The organism is Schaalia suimastitidis DSM 15538 (assembly GCF_000429105.1).
Lineage (GTDB): Bacteria > Actinomycetota > Actinomycetes > Actinomycetales > Actinomycetaceae > Pauljensenia > Pauljensenia suimastitidis.
In genome coordinates, this window is sequence record NZ_KE386848.1 from 628,596 (window position 1) to 648,204 (window position 19,609).

Here is a 19,609-nt window from a genome sequence, read left to right on the forward strand (position 1 = left end):
AGTAATTGGACATGTCCGGCACACAGTGGCACCTTCCTGTCGACAGGAAGCTGCCTAATGCGCCTCTCCTATCGTACCAGCCACAGTCAAGTGCGAAAAATCGCACGAAGACCCATGGGATTACCGAAACAGAATCGCCGCCACGCCGCAGTCCTTTTGCTGCCACGACCCAACCATCATCGTCAGTGCCGCCCCTAGCGGCACAGGTGCCACAACCCGAGTGCCGTCGCCACTACTCACAACGATCGGCAGTGTTACACCCTCAACGTCATTGGTTCTGCAAGCCAACCGTCGTCAGTGCGCTGCAGCGCGCCACGATGCCCCTACTCCTACCGCTACTTCCAACGGCACTGACATCGACACCGCACTGCCCATCGCCTCACGCACCAACACCTCTAACTCGCGTGCTTCTCCCGGAGCAACTTCAAGTAGCAATTCGTCATGTATCTGCAACAGCAGACGCGACCGCATTTGAGCTTCGCGTATGCGTCGATCCACGTCAATCATGGCAACTTTAATAATGTCAGCGGCACTACCTTGTATCGGCGCATTCAGGGCCGCGCGCTCTGCCATTTCCCTGCGTTGACGGTTTTGTGAGTTAAGGTCAGGCAAATATCGGCGCCGACCAAACATGGTTTGGGTCCATCCATCGCGTCGTGCCTGTTCCACAACCGACGCTAAATAGTCGCGCACCCCTCCGAAGCGTTGGAAATATGCTTCGCGGAGCTGGGTCGCCTCGGGAACTGGAATACGTAGCTGTGCTGACAATCCATAGGAGGACAAACCGTAAGCCAAGCCATAGGAGGTGGCTTTGATACGTGAGCGTTGCTCGGCGCTCACCTGATCCAGCGGCACACCAAATACCATCGAGGCCATCGTCCGGTGCAGATCCTCACCTGTGTTAAAGGCGTCAATGAGCCCCGCATCGTCAGATAGGTGCGCCATGATACGCATCTCGATCTGGCTGTAGTCCACACTCATCAGAGCTTCGTATGCTCTACCAGCAACGAAACCGTCACGGATACGCAACCCGTCGGGGGTACGTGCCGGAATATTTTGCAAATTAGGATCCGACGAAGCCAAACGTCCAGTTGCAGCAACTACCTGCGAGAAAGTGGTGTGGATACGTCCGTCGTCACCTACGCTCGCACGCAGGGTGTCAACCATTTGCCGTAGTTTCGTCCGATCACGGTGAGTCAGCAGATGTTGAAGAAACTCATTGCCTGTTTTTGCAAATAGGTCCTGCAACGCTTCGGCGTTGGTTGTGTAGCCCGTTTTGGTTTTTTTGGTTTTCGGCAAGCCAAGTTCGTCGAAGAGCACCTCTTGTAGCTGTTTCGGGCTGGCAAGGTTCACCGTATGACCAATAACCGCAAATGCCGCTTCCTGCGCCTTTTCAGCATCGTGAGCAAGACCTTGAGCTTGGGCGTTAAATTCCTCAAGATCAGCTGCAATGCCAATGTCTTCCATCCGGGCGAGGACAGATGCCACCGGTTGTTCCATATCGTGAAGGAGCGTCACTGCCGAGGCCTGGGCAAGTTCCTGGTCAAGGCGTGCTTTCAGGGCAGGCAGGGACGCTACGATATGGGCCGCTTCCATCTGCGCCTGCTGCTGCCCTCCTACGTCATCGAGATCAAAGAGGACATCGCTGTCATCACTGCTTTGAGCCGCAAGGTCGATGTTGAGGTAACGGCGCAATAGGTCCGCAGCGTCATAACTACGTTGCTCTGGCCGGTCAAGGTAGGCAGCGAGGGTGACGTCGAAAACATCCGCTCGTAGGTCTATCCCAAGGCTCTTCCAGGCATGCCAGTGCCCTTTCCAATCTGCAGTGGTCACACTTGGTGCACCTTCAAGCAGCGTGACAAGCCGTTCAAGGTCCGTGGCAGTGAGGTCAGCCGGTCGCTCAACGATGAGAATGCCCGCGGCAGAGGCCAGAGCGAGGCGGTCAATGCGGCCCCGCGCAGGCAGGAATGAGCCCTGGACCCACATGGCCAGGTCATCATTGGCGTGAGTGCCGCACCAGGCACCAAGAAGGTCTGACTCTCCCGTCCCGTCGCAGACGATGATACTCAGATCATCAGGTGTAAACTCCTGCGCCTGGGTGGTCGCGTCTGAGTCTACGAGTGACTGTCCGCCCTGGGCGGACACCGCGTAGACGCGCTTGCGCAGATTACCTATTTCGAGGGTGTCGAATAGGTCGTCGAGGCGTTGACGGTCCAGTGTGCCTCGTCGAAGGTCGCTGACTTTAATTCCAACGTCAAGGTCAGTCAGAAGGTGGTTGAGTCGTCGATTACGCTTAATTTCGTCGATATGTTCACGCAACGCAACACCGCGTTTGCCACCGACTTCATCGGCGCGAGCCAACAGATTGTCGAGGCCGTCGAAGGTATTGATCCATTGGGCTGCCGTTTTGGGACCCACGCCGGGCACACCTGGCAAATTATCGGAGGTTTCACCAACAATCGCCGCAATTTCAGGGTAACGGTGGGGTGGCACCCCATATTTTTCTTCGACCGCCGCAGGCGTCATTTCTTTGAGATCCCCTGGACTGGCCCCTGGATACAGGACAGTGACACGGTCGTTCACTGTTTGGAAGGTATCCCGGTCGCCTGAAACAATATAGACGTTCCAGTTACTTTGAGCCCCTTGGGTGGCCAGCGTGGCGAGGATATCGTCTGCTTCGTATCCGTCTTTCGTCAGGGACACAATACCCATGGCGTCAAGAGCTTGGCGGATGAGTTCCACCTGTCCTTTGAATTCTTCCGGTGTTTGCTCACGGGTTCCCTTGTATTCGGGGTATTCCTCGGTGCGAAAACTGCGTCGCCCGACATCGAAGGCAACGGCAAGGTGGGTGGGTTGTCGCGTCTCTAACAATTTCACCAGCATCGAGATAAAACCGTAGACCGCGTTAGTGTGTTGACCGGTTGCGGTTTGAAAACCTTGAGCAGGTAGCGCGTAGAAGGCGCGAAACGCCATCGAATGTCCGTCGATAATGAGCAAAGATTCCTTCACACATGACACCCTAGATGTCATGGAGCATCTTGACACTATGAATTCCACGCCCGATCCATCACGTGAAGGTGGGTTTGTGGGAGCTCACTGGCCTGGTTCGCTGATGGAACGTATGGGAATGGAGGTCCTCGAACACGCACCCTCGCGGACCGTAATCACTATGCCGGTGGATGGGAACCGCCAAAGTGCGGGGATTTTGCACGGTGGTGCAACGGCTGCTCTGATTGAAACAGCTGCCTCATTTGCCGCACAGATCCATGCGCGACAGGTCTTGGGGGCGGATCACGGTTTTGCCGTAGGAATTGAGATATCTGTCTCTCACCTACGTTCCACACATACTGGCAGTGTCACCGCTGTCGCCAAGGCGATCCATCTGGGGTCCAGCCAAACGGTACATGTGGTCGATGTACACGACGAAGTGGGACGTCTGGTGGCAACGGGCCGTGTGACCAATCGTCTGCTCAAGCGGCGCTAAGAGCGGTGTCCACCGTTTTTCTTCCACGCCAAGGACACACCGCAGTAGCAACAAATGAGAATCCTCAGTCACTGTTTCTCCCAGCGCCCAAGGAACAACCTCGGTACAGGCAAGGCCTCTTGAGCTATTGCCCGGCTATTTTCCAATATCCACACACGTCGAGAGGCTGACACAATATGGCGGATTTTCACGAACGTATGTCGTGAAAATCCGCCATTCTTTGTTTCGCCGTAGTCTCCTTTACGGTGCTACTGGGCTTCGACCTGTGCGATCACAGCGTCAGCAACTTCGCGCATCGAGAGCCTGCGGTCCATCGATGTCTTTTGAATCCAGCGGAAGGCTTCGGGTTCGGTCATCCCCATATTCTTTTGCAACAGGCCTTTGGCGCGGTCAACACGCTTACGTGTTTCAAAGCGATCCTGAAGGTCAGCGATTTCTTCCTCAAGGGATTCGATTTCCTGATGCCGCGACAAGGCTATTTCGACGGCAGGAATCAAATCCGCCGGGCTGAATGGCTTCACCACGTATGCCATTGCCCCTGCGTCACGGGCGCGTTCCACAAGTTCTGTTTGGCTGAAGGCCGTCAACATGACGATGGCGCACGACAATTCGGCGAGGATTTTCTCTGCCGCAGTAATGCCGTCCATCTTCGGCATCTTGACATCCATCACGCAGAGATCAGGTTCACACTCTAGCGCCAACTGCACCGCTTCCTCGCCATTTGATGCTTCAGCGACGACTTCAAAACCTGCGGCAGTCAGGGTTTCAACGATATCAAGGCGAATAAGCCCTTCGTCTTCGGCGACGAGTACCCTGCGAGGTTGAGTGTGATCTGTGGTCATTTTCCTACCCTCAGTTTGTCCATGTACGTTGTCTATTCTATTCTTGTTTTGCGCACAGTGTGCGTTGCCCTGGTAGCCCAACTGGCAGAGGCGGTCGGCTCAAACCCGGCTTGTTGTGGGTTCGAATCCCACCCGGGGTACTTTTTCTTTTTGCGTTGTCACTGACCGGGGCAATTTGCCCCGGTTTTTTCTTCACCTCCACCCCTACATTGTAGAGAAACCATTTCACTATGTCCAAGATCACACCTTAGCGGGCTTTGGTGAAAATGAAAAGAGGGTGCCAACAACCTTTAGGTTGTTGGCACCCTTCATTCCCCTTAGGCAACGGTGCGCAATTCCAAACCAAGGAAACGCGCAGAAGCCGCTCGCGTGTGCTCGCTAGCGAGTCCATCGATAGCTTCTTGTACTTGGACCGATCCCTGCCACATGTCGAACCAGGGACGCACCGCCTCGGCAAGCACCTCAACGGGCACGTTATTTGCCTGGCGATCCAACGCACGATCGTGTACGGATACAGTATTCATATTTCTCTTCTCTCTTCTTCCTCATCATCTTCACCGCCGGTATACGCATCGGTAGCGTAGGCAACCGTTATCCAGTGAAGGATTCATGCGCCACTGGCCTGCAGCGGCCAACGGCACAACGAGCGATCCCAAATGATCGAAGCTCCTATTCTTTCACGCCCATACGCATCGCGCAACAGATACGGGATACATGGCGAAGATATATCACTAGCGTCCTATGTTCACCACACAAAAGCGGCGCAGTCATCGCACTGCGCCGCTTTAATCCACCCCTTTACAGGGATGCCGCTCCCCCAATGGAGTAGTCAAGCTCATCCCCCACTGCGTGTACGCGTATGGAATTCGACGACCCAGCAGTACCTGGAGGCATGCCAGCAATGATGACAAGTTCATCGCCGAGTTCAGCCAAACGAGATAGTTGCACCACCTGGTCGAGCTGCCACACCATATCGTCCGTATGCTGCACCTCAGGCACCCGGTAAGTTTGCACGCCCCAGGTCAGTGCCAGTGCACGCCGCGTTGATTCCAGGGGAGTAAACGCAAGCATCGGAATCGGTGTGCGTAGACGTGACATCCGCCGCGCCGAGGAACCCGTCTGCGTGAAGGTCACCACGTAGCGCGCATCTAGGCGTTCCGCCAAGGAGGCCGCGGCCTGACAGATCACACCTGGCCGGTCAATCGCAAACGCTCCCAACGGCGCGATACGCTCACCACCAAGTTCCTCTGTTGATTCAATAATGCGCGCCATGGTGCGGACCGCCTCAATGGGGTATGCGCCCACTGAGGTTTCACCTGACAACATCACAGCATCAGCACCATCCAAAATCGCATTGGCGCAGTCCGAGGCTTCAGCGCGGGTCGGGCGAGGATTCTTAATCATTGAATCCATGACCTGCGTCGCAACAATCACAGGTTTGGCCGCAAGACGCGCCAATTCAATGGCACGCTTTTGCACCAACGGCACTTCCTCAAGCGGCATTTCTACACCAAGGTCACCACGGGCCACCATAATGCCATCAAAGGCATCGACGATTTCACGTAGTGCCTCAACGGCCTGAGGTTTCTCGATCTTCGCGATCACCGGAGCACGACGACCCACCTCATCCATAATGGCGTGGACGTCTTCAATGTCACGTGCATTACGCACAAAGGACAATGCAACGAAGTCAGCACCTACCTTCATTGCCCACCGCAAGTCTTCGCGGTCCTTTTCTGACAGCGCCGGAACTGACACAGCCACACCCGGAAGGTTCAGACCCTTGTTGTCAGAAACCACGCCCCCCACTTCCACGCGGGTGACAACATCGGTGTCGGTCACTTCAATGACGCGCACAGCGATATTGCCGTCATCAATCAACAGACGGTCCCCGGGCGCGCAGTCGCCCGGCAGTCCTTTAAAGGTGGTCCCCACGAGTTCCTTCGTGCCAGGAACATCGCGGGTCGTAATGGTGAAGGTATCCCCAACTTCAAGGAGCTGTGGGCCGTCAGTGAAGCGCTCCAAGCGAATCTTTGGACCTTGAAGGTCAACAAGGATCGCGACGGCGCGTCCTGAGGTTGCCGAGGCGCGGCGGACACGTTCAATAGCGACCTCATGCTCATCGGCGCTGCCGTGAGAGCGGTTAATACGGGCAACATCCATCCCAGCATCGACAAGTGCTTGGATTTGTTCAGGAGATGCTGTTGCAGGCCCAATGGTGCATACGATTTTTGCTCGGCGCATAGTCCTATCCTACAGGGAAAAAGGTCCTGCGAGTCTGTGGCCCGCCGTTAGCTCCAAAACATGGGATCACGTCGGTACCACGAATTGGCTACTCAGACTTGCGTGTCGCCTCATCGGATGTCACCTCGAGCGGCGCGGTGCCACAAGTGTCTGCGACAATTGCCGAGGCCGATCCAGCGTCCGGCTTATCAGCTTCCCCGCTCGTTACCTCAGCCTCCCCGCTTATTACCGAGGCGTTATCCGCCACCGCCTCGTCGCCTCGTTCGTGAGTGAGCGAAGGGTCAGCAACAGAATCCGACCCCACAGCATCCTCGTCCTTACCAATTGCTCCAGGCTCCGCAGCGTCGACAGTTGGCGAATCCGCACGTTTCCCAGCAAGAACGTACAAGGCAATACCCAGAATGAACATGGCCAACGAAGTCCAAATATTCAGGCGCAATCCAAGGAATGAATACGCTTCGTCAATACGAACGTACTCGATCCACATGCGGCCAAGAGGATAGGCCAGCAGGTACATGGCAAAAACTTGGCCAGCATACAGCCGCATCTTTTTCTCGAGGCGCACAATGACGAATGCCGCCGCAAGATTCCACAAGGATTCATAGAGGAAGGTGGGGTGGAACAGCGTACCTTCAGCGTAACCTGCAGGCAGGTGAGCAGCGTCGATTTCAAGACCCCACGGCAACGTGGTGGGCGCACCAAAAAGCTCCTGATTGAACCAATTTCCCCACCGTCCGATCGCTTGAGCCACCAAGAGTGCAGGTGCAATCGCGTCGGCCACAGGTGCGAGGCGGGCACCGGAACGCTTCAACGCAAGCCACACACCGAGGGCACCGCCAATCACCCCACCCCAGATACCGATGCCACCTTCCCAAATATAAAAGACACGCACCCACTCTCCGTTGGGTCCGAAATAGTTATCAGGCGAGGTGATGACATGGTAAATACGGGCTCCGACAATACCGAAAGGAATAGCCCAAAGTGCGACGTCAAATAGCACATCAGGATTACCGCCGCGTTTCGCATATCGCTTTGACGACCACCACACGGCAATCAACATGCCGCACATAATGAGCAGCCCATAGGCGCGGATTGGGACCGGTCCGATCCACCACACACTTTCTGACGGTGACGGAATCGATAACGGTACCACGGTCATGCTCGAGCTCCCTTGACGCCTGCAGCTAAATCCTTCGCAACGGATTCTAATGCACGCAAGCCACAGTCGACATTGTCATCAAAGAGCTGATTCACCAGAGCTGACCCTACGATCACACCATCTGCGTAGGTGCCTATTTCTCGAGCCTGCGCACCATTAGACACACCGAGGCCAACGCAAACACGTCGCGCACCTGCTGCACGTGTGCGTTCTACCAGCGGTTTTACTGCATCGCCAACACGTGAACGCGCCCCTGTCACACCCATTGACGAGGCCGCATACACCCACCCCTTGCAATGCTCACTAATGAGACGCAAACGTCGCTCGGGGGACGAAGGTGCCGTCAAGTAAATACGTTCTAAACCATAGGCATCAGAAGCCGCCTCCCACTGGGCGCCCTCCTCAGGCGGCAAATCCGGCGTAATCAAACCAGCGCCACCAACTGCCGCGAAATCAGCCGCAAAGCGTTCCACCCCGTACCATTCGACCGGGTTCCAGTACGTCATGCTCAGCGTGGAAATCCCATAAGAAGTGAGCTGATCGACAGCGTCAAAGAGGTCCTCCAAATGTGTGCCACGTTCAAGGGCAATCGTTGTGGCCTTTTGAATCGTTGGCCCGTCCATCCCCGGATCGGAATAGGGAAAACCCAACTCGATCGCGTCGAAACCGCAATCCGCCAAGACCTTACCGGCAGCAATAGAGTGAGCAACTGTGGGAAAACCCACGGGAAGATAACCAATTAACGCACTGTCGCCTCGCGAAATAGCGGCGTCAATGGCGGCACCGCTCAGCAGTTGAGTCCCCATCAGTGAGCCTCCTCCAGTTGGGTGATACCAGCGTGTGACGAACTGGGATCAATAACCTGCAAGCGCGCCTGCCCAAGACCAAACCACTTCGACGCCGTATCCACGTCTTTGTCGCCTCTACCTGATAGGCAGACCAAAGCAATGGGTTCGCTCCCCGCCTCCCATGAGCCTTCCTTTTCTTTAGCCCACTGCCGGATACCTGCCAGAGCGTGTGAGGATTCAATTGCGGGGATGATGCCCTCGGTGCGTGACAAAGCCAAGAAAGCATCCATGGCGTCACTGTCCGTAATCGGGATATACCGGGCGCGGCCTGACTGTGCCAGCCACGCATGTTCCGGTCCAACACCCGGATAGTCCAAGCCTGCGGAAATAGAATGTGACGCTTTGGTCTGGCCATCTCGTTCCTGGAGCAGGTAGGTGCGAGCACCGTGAAGGACACCAGTCTGATTCGCGGTAATGGATGCGGCGTGTCGACCGGTATCAAAGCCATCACCCCCAGCTTCGCAGCCGAGGATTTCAACGTCGGCATCGTCAATAAATGCCGTGAAAGTACCGATCGCATTTGATCCGCCACCGATACACGCACAGACAACGTCAGGCAAGCGGCCTGTTCGCTCCAGTAGCTCAACACGCGCCTCGTCGCCGATGACACGTTGAAGGTCACGCACCACGGTAGGAAATGGGTGCGGGCCAGCGGCGGTACCAAAGATGTAGTTCGTCGTGGCAACATTGGTCACCCAGTCGCGGAATGCCTCGTTGATGGCGTCTTTGAGGGTTCGGGACCCCTGAGTGACAGCAATCACCTCAGCGCCAAGCATCTGCATACGGGCAACGTTAAGGGCTTGACGTTGAGTATCCTCGTACCCCATGTAGATCGTGCACTCCAATCCAAGGAGTGCCGCAGCAGTTGCGGTCGCCACGCCATGTTGACCGGCACCTGTTTCAGCGATGACACGCGTCTTGCCCAATTCTTTTGTTAAGAGCGCTTGCCCCAAGACATTGTTGATCTTATGGGAACCCGTATGGTTAAGGTCCTCGCGTTTAAGGAATACACGCACGCCCCCAAGGTCTTCCGCAAAACGCGGCACCTCAGTCAGCAGAGATGGCCTACCCGCGTAGTCGCGAAACAACACATCCAAACGTGAGCGGAAATCTGGGTCTACCCACAGTTGCGACCATGCTTGTTCAATTTCCTCAAGTGGCCCCATCAGGGATTCAGCAACAAATCGACCACCGAAGTGCCCAAAATATGGTCCTTGATGTGTGCTCACAGTATGTCCTCATGTCGTGCCGCGCGCACGCGTGCTTTACGGTCGGTTCGCAGGGCAGGATGCTGACCCGCGGCAACCATGTCGGCAACCGATTCGCGTGGCGTACCCGATTTTACTAACGCCTCACCAACGAGCACAGCATCAGCCCCTACCATCGCATAGTCCAGCACATCGTGCGGACCACGTACCGCCGATTCTGCAACTGCGACGACATCCGTTGGCAGCACATCAATCACCTGCTCAATGACACTGCGATCAACATCAAGTGTGGTCAGGTCTCGCGCATTGACGCCAATGACTTTTGCGCCCGCGTCAAGAGCACGCAGCGCCTCCAAACGGGAGTGGGTTTCCACCAACGCCGTCATACCAAGCGAATGGACACGGTCAAGAAGCGACACCAAAGCAGGTTGTTCAAGCGCTGCCACGATAAGCAGCACCAGATCAGCACCGTGAGCTCGAGCTTCGTGAACCTGATAGGGGGTGACAATAAAATCTTTTCGCAATACGGGGATATCGACAGCTGCGCGCACAGCGTCAAGGTCAGCAAGTGAGCCTTTGAAACGCCGCTGCTCTGTGAGGACGGATATGGCGGTGGCTCCTCCCGCCTCGTACATCTGCGCCAAAGCCGCAGGGTCCGGGATGTCGGCAAGCGAACCTTTTGACGGGGAGGAACGCTTCACCTCGGCAATGAGTGAGACGGCGCCCGGATTGGCACGAAATGCGGCAAGGGCGTCAAGCGCGTCAGGTGCACGCCTGGCACGTTCTTTGATTGCGTCCATCGGGACTGCTGCTTCGCGGACCTTGAGGTCATCAAGGACGCCAGCGATGATGCTATCGAGCACACTCATGGTGAGGCCCCTCTCAGTTGTCACCTGTGAGGAATGCTAACAAGGCTGTTGGCCTTGCCCTGATTCGGTACCGCCATCTGGTCCAAAGCCCACCGCTGGCACCACAGGTTGTAGGCGGGACGCAAGTTCCACTGCGTGTATGGCAGCTGCCGCCTTATTGCGTGTTTCTTCATATTCTGTGGCCGGTACAGATTCAGCGACGAGACCTGCGCCTGCCTGTACGGAAGCAATACCATCCTTAATCTGTGCTGTGCGTATAGCAATTGCCAGATCAGCGTCACCACTGAGGTCAAAGTAGCCCACCACTCCCCCATAGATGCCGCGGGCTGCTGGTTCGAAGTCATCAATCAAACGAATGGCACGTGGCTTAGGTGCGCCTGAAAGGGTGCCCGCAGGGAATGTCGCCACAAGAGCATCTAAAGCATCGGCGTCGTCACGTAGAACACCGGTGACTGTCGAGGAAATATGTTGAATATGGGAAAAGCGTTTGATTTCCATCAGGGTGGCCACTTCCACCGTGGCGGGGTCACACACTTTCGACAGGTCATTACGTGCCAAGTCAACCAGCATGACGTGTTCCGAAAGTTCTTTTGGATCGCGAAGAAGTTCTTCAGCCAGTGCCCTATCTGCGGCGGAGTCAGCTCCCCGCGGACGCGATCCTGCGATCGGATAGGTCCATATTCTGCGGTTTTGCGCCCGCACAAGGGTTTCTGGTGAAGAGCCCACAACTTCAAATACGCCGCCATGTGCGTCGGGAAGGCACAGGTAGTACATATACGGTGACGGGTTGATGGTGCGTAGCACCCGGTAGATATCTAGGGCGTTTGCCGAGGTGCGAATATCGGCCCGTTGCGAGAGGACCACCTGGAAGACTTCACCGTCGCGTATTGCTTCCTTTGCAGCAACAACAGCCGATTCAAAGGCGCTGCGCTGCGTGCGATGCTGGACAGTAGGGCCTTCTACAGCGTCTGCGAACGGTGAAGTGCTTGACAGGCCCAGGACTGCAGGTGGAAATGGTGCCGATAGGTCAGCAGCCATAGTGTCGAGGCGCTCCACCGCATGTGCATATGCGGCGTCAATCCGTTCATTGGTGCCATCCATATTCCATGCGATAGCGATAAGCCAAATAGATCCGTCACTGTGATCAATGGCTGCGACATCAGTTGCTAGGCACAATGCGGCATCTGGGATCTGTGCTTCTTTTGGTGCTGTGGGCAGTAACGTCGGTTCCCATTCGGGAATGATGCCCCACCCCAGTGCCCCCACAAGTGCACCTGTTAGCGGTGGCATACCAGGTATCGGATCAACGTGGAGTGTGCGTAGTGCGCTGTGGAGGACTTCAAGGAGTGTCCCTTGCCGTAGCGCCCCTGCTGGTTCGGTTCCGATCCAGGTGGCGGTGCCCTCGTCAGCAACGATGGCCGAGGCGCTGCGTGCGCCCACGAAGGACCAGCGGCCCCAGCTTCCGTCGTGTTCAGCTGATTCAAGGATAAAGGTGCCTTCGCGTCCGTCTGCAAGTTGACGATACACACCTACCGCGCTGAGTTCATCGGCGAGGATACGACGCACCACCGGTATGACGCGCCGCTTCGCGGCCAATTCTCTAAAACCGTCCAAGGTGGGCCATACCTGGCCCCATTGGAGGTCTTGTGGGCCGCGGGTCGTTGGTTCCGTCATGAGCGGTGGCCTTCCTGCGCCTCGATTATGCCGCCTTCATCAAAGCAACTGTATTCACCGGTGTGGCAAGCAGCGCCCACCTGGTCAACAGCGATAAGCAACGCATCGCCATCACAGTCAATACGCACCGACTTTACCCACTGCCAGTGGCCGGACGTATCGCCTTTACGCCAGTATTCATTGCGTGAGCGTGACCAGAAGGTGACACGACCTTCGGTGAGTGTGCGCGCAAGGGCCTCGTCATCCATCCACCCAAGCATCAGCACAGTACCTGTGTCGTACTGCTGAATAATGGCCGCTACAAGTCCATCTGCATTGCGTTTTAGTCGCTGGGCAATACTGGGGTCTAAGGTCACCGAAGTATTGTCCCATACCTGGGTGTTGCCGTGCCCGAGCGGGTCACATAACAGGGTGAAGGCTCGACATCAGTCGGCTGAAATAGTGGCGGCTTTAAATCCAGTCAGGTAAGACGCCCCAGGCGAGGTGAGATGCGAGGGCACCACCAATAAGCCACGGTCCCATCGGGATGCGACTCTCGGTGCCTGCGTGACCGACCACCACTTTCCACAAAGCGGCAAGCCCAGCGGTGACGAAAGAAACGACAAGACCAAAAAGGGCTGCGTCCAAGCCGAGGATTCCTAGCATTGCGCCAAGTACTGGAGCAAGTTTGACATCGCCTCTGCCCATTCCACCAGGCAGTCGCGACGCTAACCACAGGGGTGCCGTCCAGATAATGGCGCCCGTTAAGGCTTTGAAGAGGATACGGCCTGGTGAGGGATCCATGAGCGCAGCGAGGAGCACCCCCGTTGCTACACCGCACCCCATCACCGCTGTATAGGCGTTGGGCAGGCGGTGGGTTTTGACGTCAACATAGGCTGACAGGGCGCCGACCATCGCGACGGTCACTAAGGCTGGTGCAGCTGGACGTTGTTCTCCGGCGATGACAACGGCAGCACCTAATAGTGTGACGGCCCACCAAATGCCGTTTCGTGCCAGCGGCGTCATGCCGACGGCAACGAGGTATCGGCGCTGGATACGCCAGCCTCGTGCCCATACCCACCAGCTCAAGAGAAGCCAGGTGGTAAAACCTGCGATCAGACGCAATTCTTCGATCGAATGTAGGAAGGTGCGTATCGCTTCAAACATGGGTCCAACCAGGTAGTGCACGCATGAGGGCGGTTGTCATTGGCGCAGTATCAACGTCATATCCGGTCATTAATTTGACCTGGGCTTGGGCTTGATAAGTGAGCATATCGAGGCCGTGGGCGACACGTCCCCCTTTGGTGCGCCACGCCTGAACCAGCTCGGTGTCAAGGGGCGAGTAGACGACGTCGAGCAGTACTTGCGTGTTGCGTGGCTGCACCTGGGCGGCAAGGGCATCGCACACATGCGCTGGCATGGTCGAAACGACAATATCTGCGTGCGCAATGGCAGCCAGCACGTCATCAGTGCGCGACCACAGGACCTGATGAACGTTCAGACCCAGGCGTGTGGCCGCACGCAGGACTGAGTGGGGGCCTGCGAAACGGCGCGCGGCAAGTGTGAGGTCGTTGATCCCCATACCTCCAAGCGCCGCTAGTGCCGAGGCTGCGGTGGCCCCAGCACCGAGGATCACCGCTGAATGATGTCCACTACCAGAGGCAACCTCAATAGCTCGACTAATACCTAGGACGTCGGTGTTAAACCCTGTGAGGATTCCCCCTGATGGGATCACGGTATTGACCGAACCCACCGCCTGAGCCATCGGATCAACAGCATCCAAAAGACTCATTACAGCTTGTTTACACGGCATGGTCACTGAGAGGCCAATACACGCTGGATCGAGTTCCAACAGGAGCGACGGGAGCGTAGCCTCGTCACATTCCACGAGGCGGTACTGCCAGTGGTCGGGTAAGCCAAGGGCATGCCAGGCGGCAGTATGCAGCACCGGGGAAAGACTATGCTCGATCGGTTTGCCGATCACCGCCGCCCAGGACATCAGCACTTGCCAGGGTTTTCGGCACAGTACTGGTCGAAACGCAATTTATTTTGTTCTTGTTCGGCCAGTGTCGTGGCGAATAGTGTTTCACCCGTGTCGAGATTGACGGTGACGAAGTACAGCCATGTGCCGTCAGCAGGTGCCAAGACAGCCTGGATGGTTTCGATCGACGGCTGTGCGATCGGCGTGGGCGGAAGCCCCGCTTTGATGTAGGTGTTGTACGGATTGTCGTTACGTAAGTCCTCTGCTGTGGGGACACCACCCGATTTCCCTACGCCGTAAAGGACGGTGGAGTCCATTTGCAGCAATCCGCGCGTCTCCCCTGCCGTATCAGCCAGACGATTTTCAATGACGCGTGCAACCATTGGCAGGTATTGATCAACGTTGACTTCACGTTCAACGATCGAGGCTTTCGTCAGGACTGTATGCCACTGCGCTTGGTCAACGCCAAGGCTCTGCAGTTGCGTCACCATACCAGTCACCATCTTGGAGATCAGTGACGTTGGCGTATCCGTGGTACTTACTTCGTAGGAGCCCGGCAGGAGCCACCCTTCAGGATTACCTGCAGCTTCCTGTGGTAATCCAATTGCCGAGGCGTCGGCGAAGGCTGCGGTGATTTCCTCTGTGCTGAAGCCGGTCACCGAGGCCATACGTTCGGTAATTTGTTTGACGGTTTCACCAGGATTAACGGTGACTGTATTGTCGGATCGGTTGGCCTCATCAAGAAGTGCTGCTAGAGCTTCAGCGGCACTCATCTGAAGTTTCAAACTATAGGTCCCTGGACGGATCGTGCTTGACGCTTTATTTGCTTCCCATGCGCGCACAAAGGCGCTCACCGATTTGACGACATCTGCTTGCACAAGTTTGTTGCCGATGTCAGTGCCGGTCTCACCTTCTTCGACAACGACTTCCACAGCCCCTGTCCCTGGGCCTGGATAGTCGTCTGCTTCGACCACAATTTCGACCTCATTGAGAATAGTCATGGCGTACCACACGGCGGTACCAATAAGTCCCAGCACGACGAGAAGCACGAGAACAGAGCGGATACGTCGGTTACGGCGGCGAGCTTTAGCACGTCGACGTTCGTGTTCGAGGCGACGTGAGCGCATCCCAGTGGTTTCGGCTGTTACTGCGCGACGCGACGGCAGCGAGGCTGGACATGTTGGTGCTGCGGAGCCAGACACGGGCGTTGCGGGTGTATGAGCAGCGGAAGGTAATGCGGGCTGCGAGGGCGCAACAGCCTCGTTATTGCGCCGCGGACGCCCGTGGATATCGCTGCGCCGCGGAAGGGGACGTCTCGGTGTTGAGTGCTCGTCTGTCACTGATTGTCCTTCCCATCGCTGCCGAATAGCTCTTCACCGGGCGGGCATGCGCCGATGCGTTCCATCTCGAGCGCATGCTCAAGAATGATTTGAGCAGCCACCTGGTCAACTACGTCACGGTGGCTACGTTCACTTCTACCTGCGGCACGCAGGCGGTCGTGTGCTTGGTTAGAGCTTAGCCGTTCATCGACCAATGCCACACGGACTTTCGGGAGCAGTTTTTTGAGACGTTTACCGTATTTGCGTGCCGCTTTTGCCGAAACGCCTTCGCTTCCCTTGAGGTGGCGTGGTAGTCCTACAATGATTTCAATGGCCCCGTATTCCTTGGCAAGAGCAACGATTCGCTCAATCTCGCTGCCATCAGGCGCGCGGTGAACCGTTTCTACAGGCAACGCAAGGAGGCCCCCAGGATCGGTTCGGGCGACCCCTATTCGGACAGTCCCCACATCGATCCCGAGGCGCACTCCTGGGCGTATGCTCACGGTTGGCTCAGCTCTTGGTCCAGCGCCGCGAGAGCAGCATCAACCTGTGTGGCATCTTGACCGCCACCTTGTGCGATGTCGTCGCGGCCACCCCCTCCACCGCCAAGGATCTTCGACGCCAGACGCACCAGCGGACCGGCTTTCACTTGACGTTCACGGGCACCATTATTGGTTGCTGACACGATCGAGGGCTTGTCCCCTACCAGACCAATAAGTGTCACTACCACTGGCGTTTGATCGCCGAGGCGGTCACGCACGTCCAAGGCGAGGCTGCGTAAGGCGTCTGCTGACGGCATATCACCAACAAAGGCACGGACCGCACGCAGGGGACCGAAGGTTTTTGCGGATTCAGCGAGCTCGGATGCGCGGGCAAGGGTTTGTTCCAGACGTAGTTTGTCGAGTTCCTTTTCTGCCTGACGCAATTTCGCGACCAGTGACTCGACGCGTCCGGGTAGGTCTTCCGGGCGTCCGCCAAGCAACAGGTTCAGTTGCGAGACAAGCGCGTGTTCTTTTGCTTGGAATTTATAGGCCCCTTCGCCCACAAGGGCGTCGATACGGCGCACACCTGAACCGATGGAACCTTCTCCAAGGAGGGTGACGCGCCCGATAGTTCCTGTGGTAGGAACGTGGGTGCCGGCACACAGTTCTTTGGACCAGTTGCCGCCGATAGATACGACGCGCACCTCAGAACCGTATTTTTCACCAAATAGTGCAGTAGCACCCGCAGCTTTCGCAGCCTCTAGTGGCATGACCTCGTCGGTGACCACAAGATCCTCAGCGAGTTTGTCGTTGATGAGGTACTCAATATCCGACATTTGGCTGGAGTCAAGCGCGCTGGCGTGACGGAAGTCGAAACGCAGGCGCGACGGCGAGTTTTCTGAACCCGCCTGGTTCGCCTCGTCGGAGACAATTTCGTGAAGAGCCTTGTGCACCATGTGTGTGGCCGTATGCGCCCGTGCGATGGCAAGACGTCGTTCAGTGTCGATTGCGGCCCAGGCCTGTTCACCACGGGTAAGTGTGCCCTCCGTGAGTGTCCCACGGTGGACATAGATGCCCTTTAACGGTGCCTGTACGTCGTGTACCTCAACAACTGCACCACTTTCGAGGCGAATTGTGCCGTGGTCAGCGAGCTGGCCGCCCATCTCTGCCCAAAATGGTGTGCGGTCTAGGACAATTTCAACCTCTGCTGGCGCGTCAACAGCTACCGTGGGAAGACCATCGACAAGGACCGCTTCAACAGTTGCCATCGCGGCCGTTTCTGTGTAGCCAAGGAAGGTGCTGGGCCCTCCCATCGCTTTTTCAATGTCGTTAAAGATACGAACATCGGTGTGTCCAGTTTTCTTTGCGCGCGCATCCGCGCGAGCACGGTCTTTCTGTTCCTGCATCAGCGTGCGGAAACCGTCCTCATCCACCTGAAGGCCTTGTTCTGCAGCCATTTCAAGGGTGAGGTCGATGGGAAAACCATAGGTATCGTGCAGCGAGAATGCACTTTCGCCCGATAGGGTGGTTGCCCCAGCGGCTTTCGCATTCGCAACTGCCGTATCAAGGATTGTCGTGCCTGCGCTTAAGGTACGACGGAATGCGTCTTCCTCGGCGTAGGCCACGTCGGAGATCATGCCCCATTTGTCCTCTAACTCCGGATAAGAGGCTTTCATTGCGTCTTTAGAGGCTGTCAACAGTGTGGGCAAGGCAGGTTCTTCAACACCGAGCAGACGCATGGACCGCACAGCACGGCGGATAAGGCGGCGCAGCACGTAGCCTCGGCCATCATTTCCGGGGCGAACACCGTCACCAATCAGCATCAGTGCAGAACGCACGTGGTCAGCCACGACACGCATACGTACATCGTCATCGTAGGCGGCACCTGCTTCAGGGCCTGCAGCACCCTTACCGTAGACCTTGCCTGACATTTCTTGGGCCGCTGCGATCACGGGGTAGACCTCGTCGATCTCGTACATATTCGGCTTGTCCTGCATGATGAAGGCCAAGCGCTCCAGGCCCGCGCCGGTGTCGATCGCAGTGCGATCCAGCTTGCCGACCAGTTCGAAATCGTGGCCTTCACCCTCACCACGTAGGAATTCGTCAAAAACGAGGTTCCAGATCTCCAAGAAGCGGTCGCCTTGGAGGTCCACCAACGGACCTCCATCAGGGCCAAAAGCGGGGCCACGATCGTAGTGGATTTCGCAGCATGACCCTGCCGGGCCCGGCTGACCGGTGGACCAGGAAATTTCTTTGAAGGGTAGCAGCTGGACGTGTTCCTTTGGTACGCCAATGACCTTGGTGAGGTGATCGAAGGAAACCTTGTCTTCCTCCCAGATTGTCATCCACAGGCGGTCGCCGTCCAAACCGTAGCGGCCCTCGCTTACCGGTCCGGTGAGGAGCTCCCAGGCAAAGTCAATGGCACCTTCTTTGAAGTAATCCCCGAAAGAGAAGTTACCGTTCATCTGGAAGAATGTGCCGTGGCGCGTAGTCTTACCAACATTGTCAATGTCATTGGTGCGGATACATTTTTGCACTGAGGCGGCTCGCGGCCAGGGCGCAACTTCGGTCCCGATAATGTACGGGATAAAGGGGACCATACCTGCAATGGTGAACAGGATCGATGGGTCCGGGGAAATCAGCGGGACTGACGGTGCAATGTGGTGTTCTTTGGAGGCAAAGTAGTCCAGCCAGCGAGTACGAATCTCAGATGTGCGCATGGTTCCTCATCGTAGTGGGAATGGCCGCTTCCAAGCACATTGGGCGGGCATGAGGTGACGATCAGCACGCAATAAAGTGGCGAACCCCGGGTGGCAGTGAGTTGCCTCCCGGGGTTCGTTACACAGTATTAGCGCGAGTAGTGTTCGACGACCATCTGGACGTCGCAGGTCACAGGGACCTCAGCGCGCTTGGGGCGACGCACGAGGGTGGCCTTGAGGCGTTCAAGTTCCACATCGAGGTAGGCAGGTACTGCGGGCAGCACGTCACGGTGAATACCCTGTGCCGCGATTTCGAAAGGAACAGTCGTTTGCGACTTGGGCTTGACCTGAATGGTTTGGCCAGGCTTGATGCGGTACGACGGGCGGTCAACGATCTTGCCGTCAACGAGGATATGACGGTGAACCACCACTTGACGTGCCTGCTGGATCGTGCGGGCGAAGCCGGAGCGCAGCACCAGTGCATCCAAACGCATTTCGAGAAGTTCGACAAGGTTTTCACCTGTCAGGCCTGCTGTGCGGCGTGCTTCTTCGAAGGCGCGACGCATCTGTGCTTCACGGATGCCGTATTGAGCACGCAGACGCTGCTTTTCCTTCAGACGCACTGCGTAGTCAGATTCTTGACGGCGACGGCTACGGCCGTGTTCACCTGGGCCGTAGGGACGCTTTTCGAAGTAGCGGACGGCCTTAGGGGTCAGAGCAAGACCCAGGGCGCGTGATTCGCGCACCTGCTTGCGAGAGCGGTTTCCTGCCATTGTGGTGGCACCTTCCTGTTTCTTGTGTCATGCACCTACGGTTGTGCC

At 56.7% G+C, this 19,609-nt stretch carries 17 protein-coding genes and 1 tRNA gene; 2 read left to right on the top strand and 16 right to left on the bottom strand.

Annotated features, from left to right (window positions below):
• Nucleotides 1–294: 294 nt before the first annotated feature.
• Complete coding sequence (gene polA, locus G438_RS0109660) at nt 295–3,009, bottom strand: DNA polymerase I (RefSeq protein ID WP_034285788.1); 2,715 nt, start codon at nt 3,007–3,009, stop codon at nt 295–297.
• A gap of 37 nt (nt 3,010–3,046) precedes the next feature.
• Between polA and G438_RS0109665 the strand changes: the two genes are divergently transcribed.
• Nucleotides 3,047–3,484, top strand: a complete 438-nt coding sequence (locus G438_RS0109665; RefSeq protein WP_240471057.1) for a PaaI family thioesterase — start codon at nt 3,047–3,049, stop codon at nt 3,482–3,484.
• Between the two features lie 248 nt (nt 3,485–3,732).
• Here G438_RS0109665 and G438_RS0109670 read toward each other — a convergent pair whose 3' ends face one another.
• Nucleotides 3,733–4,326: an ANTAR domain-containing response regulator gene (locus tag G438_RS0109670; protein WP_026461142.1), complete on the bottom strand. Its 594-nt coding sequence runs from the start codon at nt 4,324–4,326 to the stop codon at nt 3,733–3,735.
• Nucleotides 4,327–4,392: 66 nt separating this feature from the next.
• Between G438_RS0109670 and G438_RS0109675 the strand changes: the two genes are divergently transcribed.
• Nucleotides 4,393–4,466: transfer RNA gene (locus tag G438_RS0109675), tRNA-Leu, on the top strand.
• Nucleotides 4,467–4,643: 177 nt separating this feature from the next.
• Here the strand turns inward: G438_RS0109675 and G438_RS0109680 are convergent.
• From G438_RS0109680 to rpsD, 14 genes are all read right to left on the bottom strand, one after another.
• Entirely contained in the window at nt 4,644–4,850 is a 207-nt protein-coding gene (locus tag G438_RS0109680; RefSeq protein WP_026461143.1) for a hypothetical protein, read from the bottom strand.
• Nucleotides 4,851–5,124: 274 nt separating this feature from the next.
• The gene (pyk, locus tag G438_RS0109685; protein WP_026461144.1) at nt 5,125–6,570 is read right to left on the bottom strand and encodes a pyruvate kinase; all 1,446 of its coding nucleotides are present in this window, start codon (nt 6,568–6,570) and stop codon (nt 5,125–5,127) included.
• An 88-nt stretch (nt 6,571–6,658) separates the two neighbouring features.
• Nucleotides 6,659–7,729 (bottom strand): prolipoprotein diacylglyceryl transferase, encoded by a 1,071-nt coding sequence (gene lgt, locus G438_RS11715; protein ID WP_084403238.1) that lies wholly within the window; start codon nt 7,727–7,729, stop codon nt 6,659–6,661.
• The gene (gene trpA / locus G438_RS0109695; RefSeq protein ID WP_026461145.1) at nt 7,726–8,535 is read right to left on the bottom strand and encodes a tryptophan synthase subunit alpha; all 810 of its coding nucleotides are present in this window, start codon (nt 8,533–8,535) and stop codon (nt 7,726–7,728) included. Before trpA ends, lgt begins: the two co-directional genes overlap by 4 nt.
• Nucleotides 8,535–9,806, bottom strand: a complete 1,272-nt coding sequence (trpB, locus tag G438_RS0109700) for a tryptophan synthase subunit beta (protein WP_026461146.1) — start codon at nt 9,804–9,806, stop codon at nt 8,535–8,537. Before trpB ends, trpA begins: the two co-directional genes overlap by 1 nt.
• Nucleotides 9,803–10,654 carry an indole-3-glycerol phosphate synthase TrpC gene (gene trpC / locus G438_RS0109705; protein ID WP_026461147.1) on the bottom strand — a complete coding sequence of 284 codons (852 nt, stop codon included), beginning with the start codon at nt 10,652–10,654 and terminating at the stop codon, nt 9,803–9,805. The genes trpB and trpC overlap by 4 nt, the downstream gene beginning before the upstream one ends.
• A gap of 36 nt (nt 10,655–10,690) precedes the next feature.
• Nucleotides 10,691–12,328: a chorismate-binding protein gene (locus G438_RS11720; protein WP_051259472.1), complete on the bottom strand. Its 1,638-nt coding sequence runs from the start codon at nt 12,326–12,328 to the stop codon at nt 10,691–10,693.
• Nucleotides 12,325–12,684 carry a phosphoribosyl-AMP cyclohydrolase gene (gene hisI / locus G438_RS0109715; protein ID WP_026461148.1) on the bottom strand — a complete coding sequence of 120 codons (360 nt, stop codon included), beginning with the start codon at nt 12,682–12,684 and terminating at the stop codon, nt 12,325–12,327. The genes G438_RS11720 and hisI overlap by 4 nt, the downstream gene beginning before the upstream one ends.
• Before the next feature lie 94 nt (nt 12,685–12,778).
• The gene (locus tag G438_RS0109720; protein ID WP_051259473.1) at nt 12,779–13,474 is read right to left on the bottom strand and encodes a prepilin peptidase; all 696 of its coding nucleotides are present in this window, start codon (nt 13,472–13,474) and stop codon (nt 12,779–12,781) included.
• Nucleotides 13,467–14,306: a shikimate dehydrogenase gene (locus G438_RS0109725; RefSeq protein WP_026461150.1), complete on the bottom strand. Its 840-nt coding sequence runs from the start codon at nt 14,304–14,306 to the stop codon at nt 13,467–13,469. The genes G438_RS0109720 and G438_RS0109725 overlap by 8 nt, the downstream gene beginning before the upstream one ends.
• Nucleotides 14,306–15,628, bottom strand: a complete 1,323-nt coding sequence (mltG, locus tag G438_RS0109730; protein ID WP_240471060.1) for an endolytic transglycosylase MltG — start codon at nt 15,626–15,628, stop codon at nt 14,306–14,308. The genes G438_RS0109725 and mltG overlap by 1 nt, the downstream gene beginning before the upstream one ends.
• Complete coding sequence (gene ruvX, locus G438_RS0109735; protein ID WP_026461152.1) at nt 15,625–16,110, bottom strand: Holliday junction resolvase RuvX; 486 nt, start codon at nt 16,108–16,110, stop codon at nt 15,625–15,627. The genes mltG and ruvX overlap by 4 nt, the downstream gene beginning before the upstream one ends.
• Entirely contained in the window at nt 16,107–18,809 is a 2,703-nt protein-coding gene (gene alaS / locus G438_RS0109740) for an alanine--tRNA ligase (protein ID WP_026461153.1), read from the bottom strand. The genes ruvX and alaS overlap by 4 nt, the downstream gene beginning before the upstream one ends.
• Before the next feature lie 128 nt (nt 18,810–18,937).
• Nucleotides 18,938–19,561 (bottom strand): 30S ribosomal protein S4, encoded by a 624-nt coding sequence (gene rpsD, locus G438_RS0109745; RefSeq protein WP_026461154.1) that lies wholly within the window; start codon nt 19,559–19,561, stop codon nt 18,938–18,940.
• Nucleotides 19,562–19,609 lie beyond the last annotated feature (48 nt).

Bases quoted from the DNA above. Each gene is read 5' to 3' on its own strand.
- G438_RS0109665 (WP_240471057.1), top strand. From the start codon at position 3,047: ATGAATTCCACGCCCGATCCATCACGTGAAGGTGGGTTTGTGGGAGCT.
- G438_RS0109670 (WP_026461142.1), bottom strand. From the start codon at position 4,326: ATGACCACAGATCACACTCAACCTCGCAGGGTACTCGTCGCCGAAGAC.
- G438_RS0109680 (WP_026461143.1), bottom strand. From the start codon at position 4,850: ATGAATACTGTATCCGTACACGATCGTGCGTTGGATCGCCAGGCAAAT.
- pyk (WP_026461144.1), bottom strand. From the start codon at position 6,570: ATGCGCCGAGCAAAAATCGTATGCACCATTGGGCCTGCAACAGCATCT.
- lgt (WP_084403238.1), bottom strand. From the start codon at position 7,729: ATGACCGTGGTACCGTTATCGATTCCGTCACCGTCAGAAAGTGTGTGG.
- trpA (WP_026461145.1), bottom strand. From the start codon at position 8,535: ATGGGGACTCAACTGCTGAGCGGTGCCGCCATTGACGCCGCTATTTCG.
- trpC (WP_026461147.1), bottom strand. From the start codon at position 10,654: ATGAGTGTGCTCGATAGCATCATCGCTGGCGTCCTTGATGACCTCAAG.
- G438_RS11720 (WP_051259472.1), bottom strand. From the start codon at position 12,328: ATGACGGAACCAACGACCCGCGGCCCACAAGACCTCCAATGGGGCCAG.
- G438_RS0109720 (WP_051259473.1), bottom strand. From the start codon at position 13,474: ATGTTTGAAGCGATACGCACCTTCCTACATTCGATCGAAGAATTGCGT.
- G438_RS0109725 (WP_026461150.1), bottom strand. From the start codon at position 14,306: ATGTCCTGGGCGGCGGTGATCGGCAAACCGATCGAGCATAGTCTTTCC.
- alaS (WP_026461153.1), bottom strand. From the start codon at position 18,809: ATGCGCACATCTGAGATTCGTACTCGCTGGCTGGACTACTTTGCCTCC.
- rpsD (WP_026461154.1), bottom strand. From the start codon at position 19,561: ATGGCAGGAAACCGCTCTCGCAAGCAGGTGCGCGAATCACGCGCCCTG.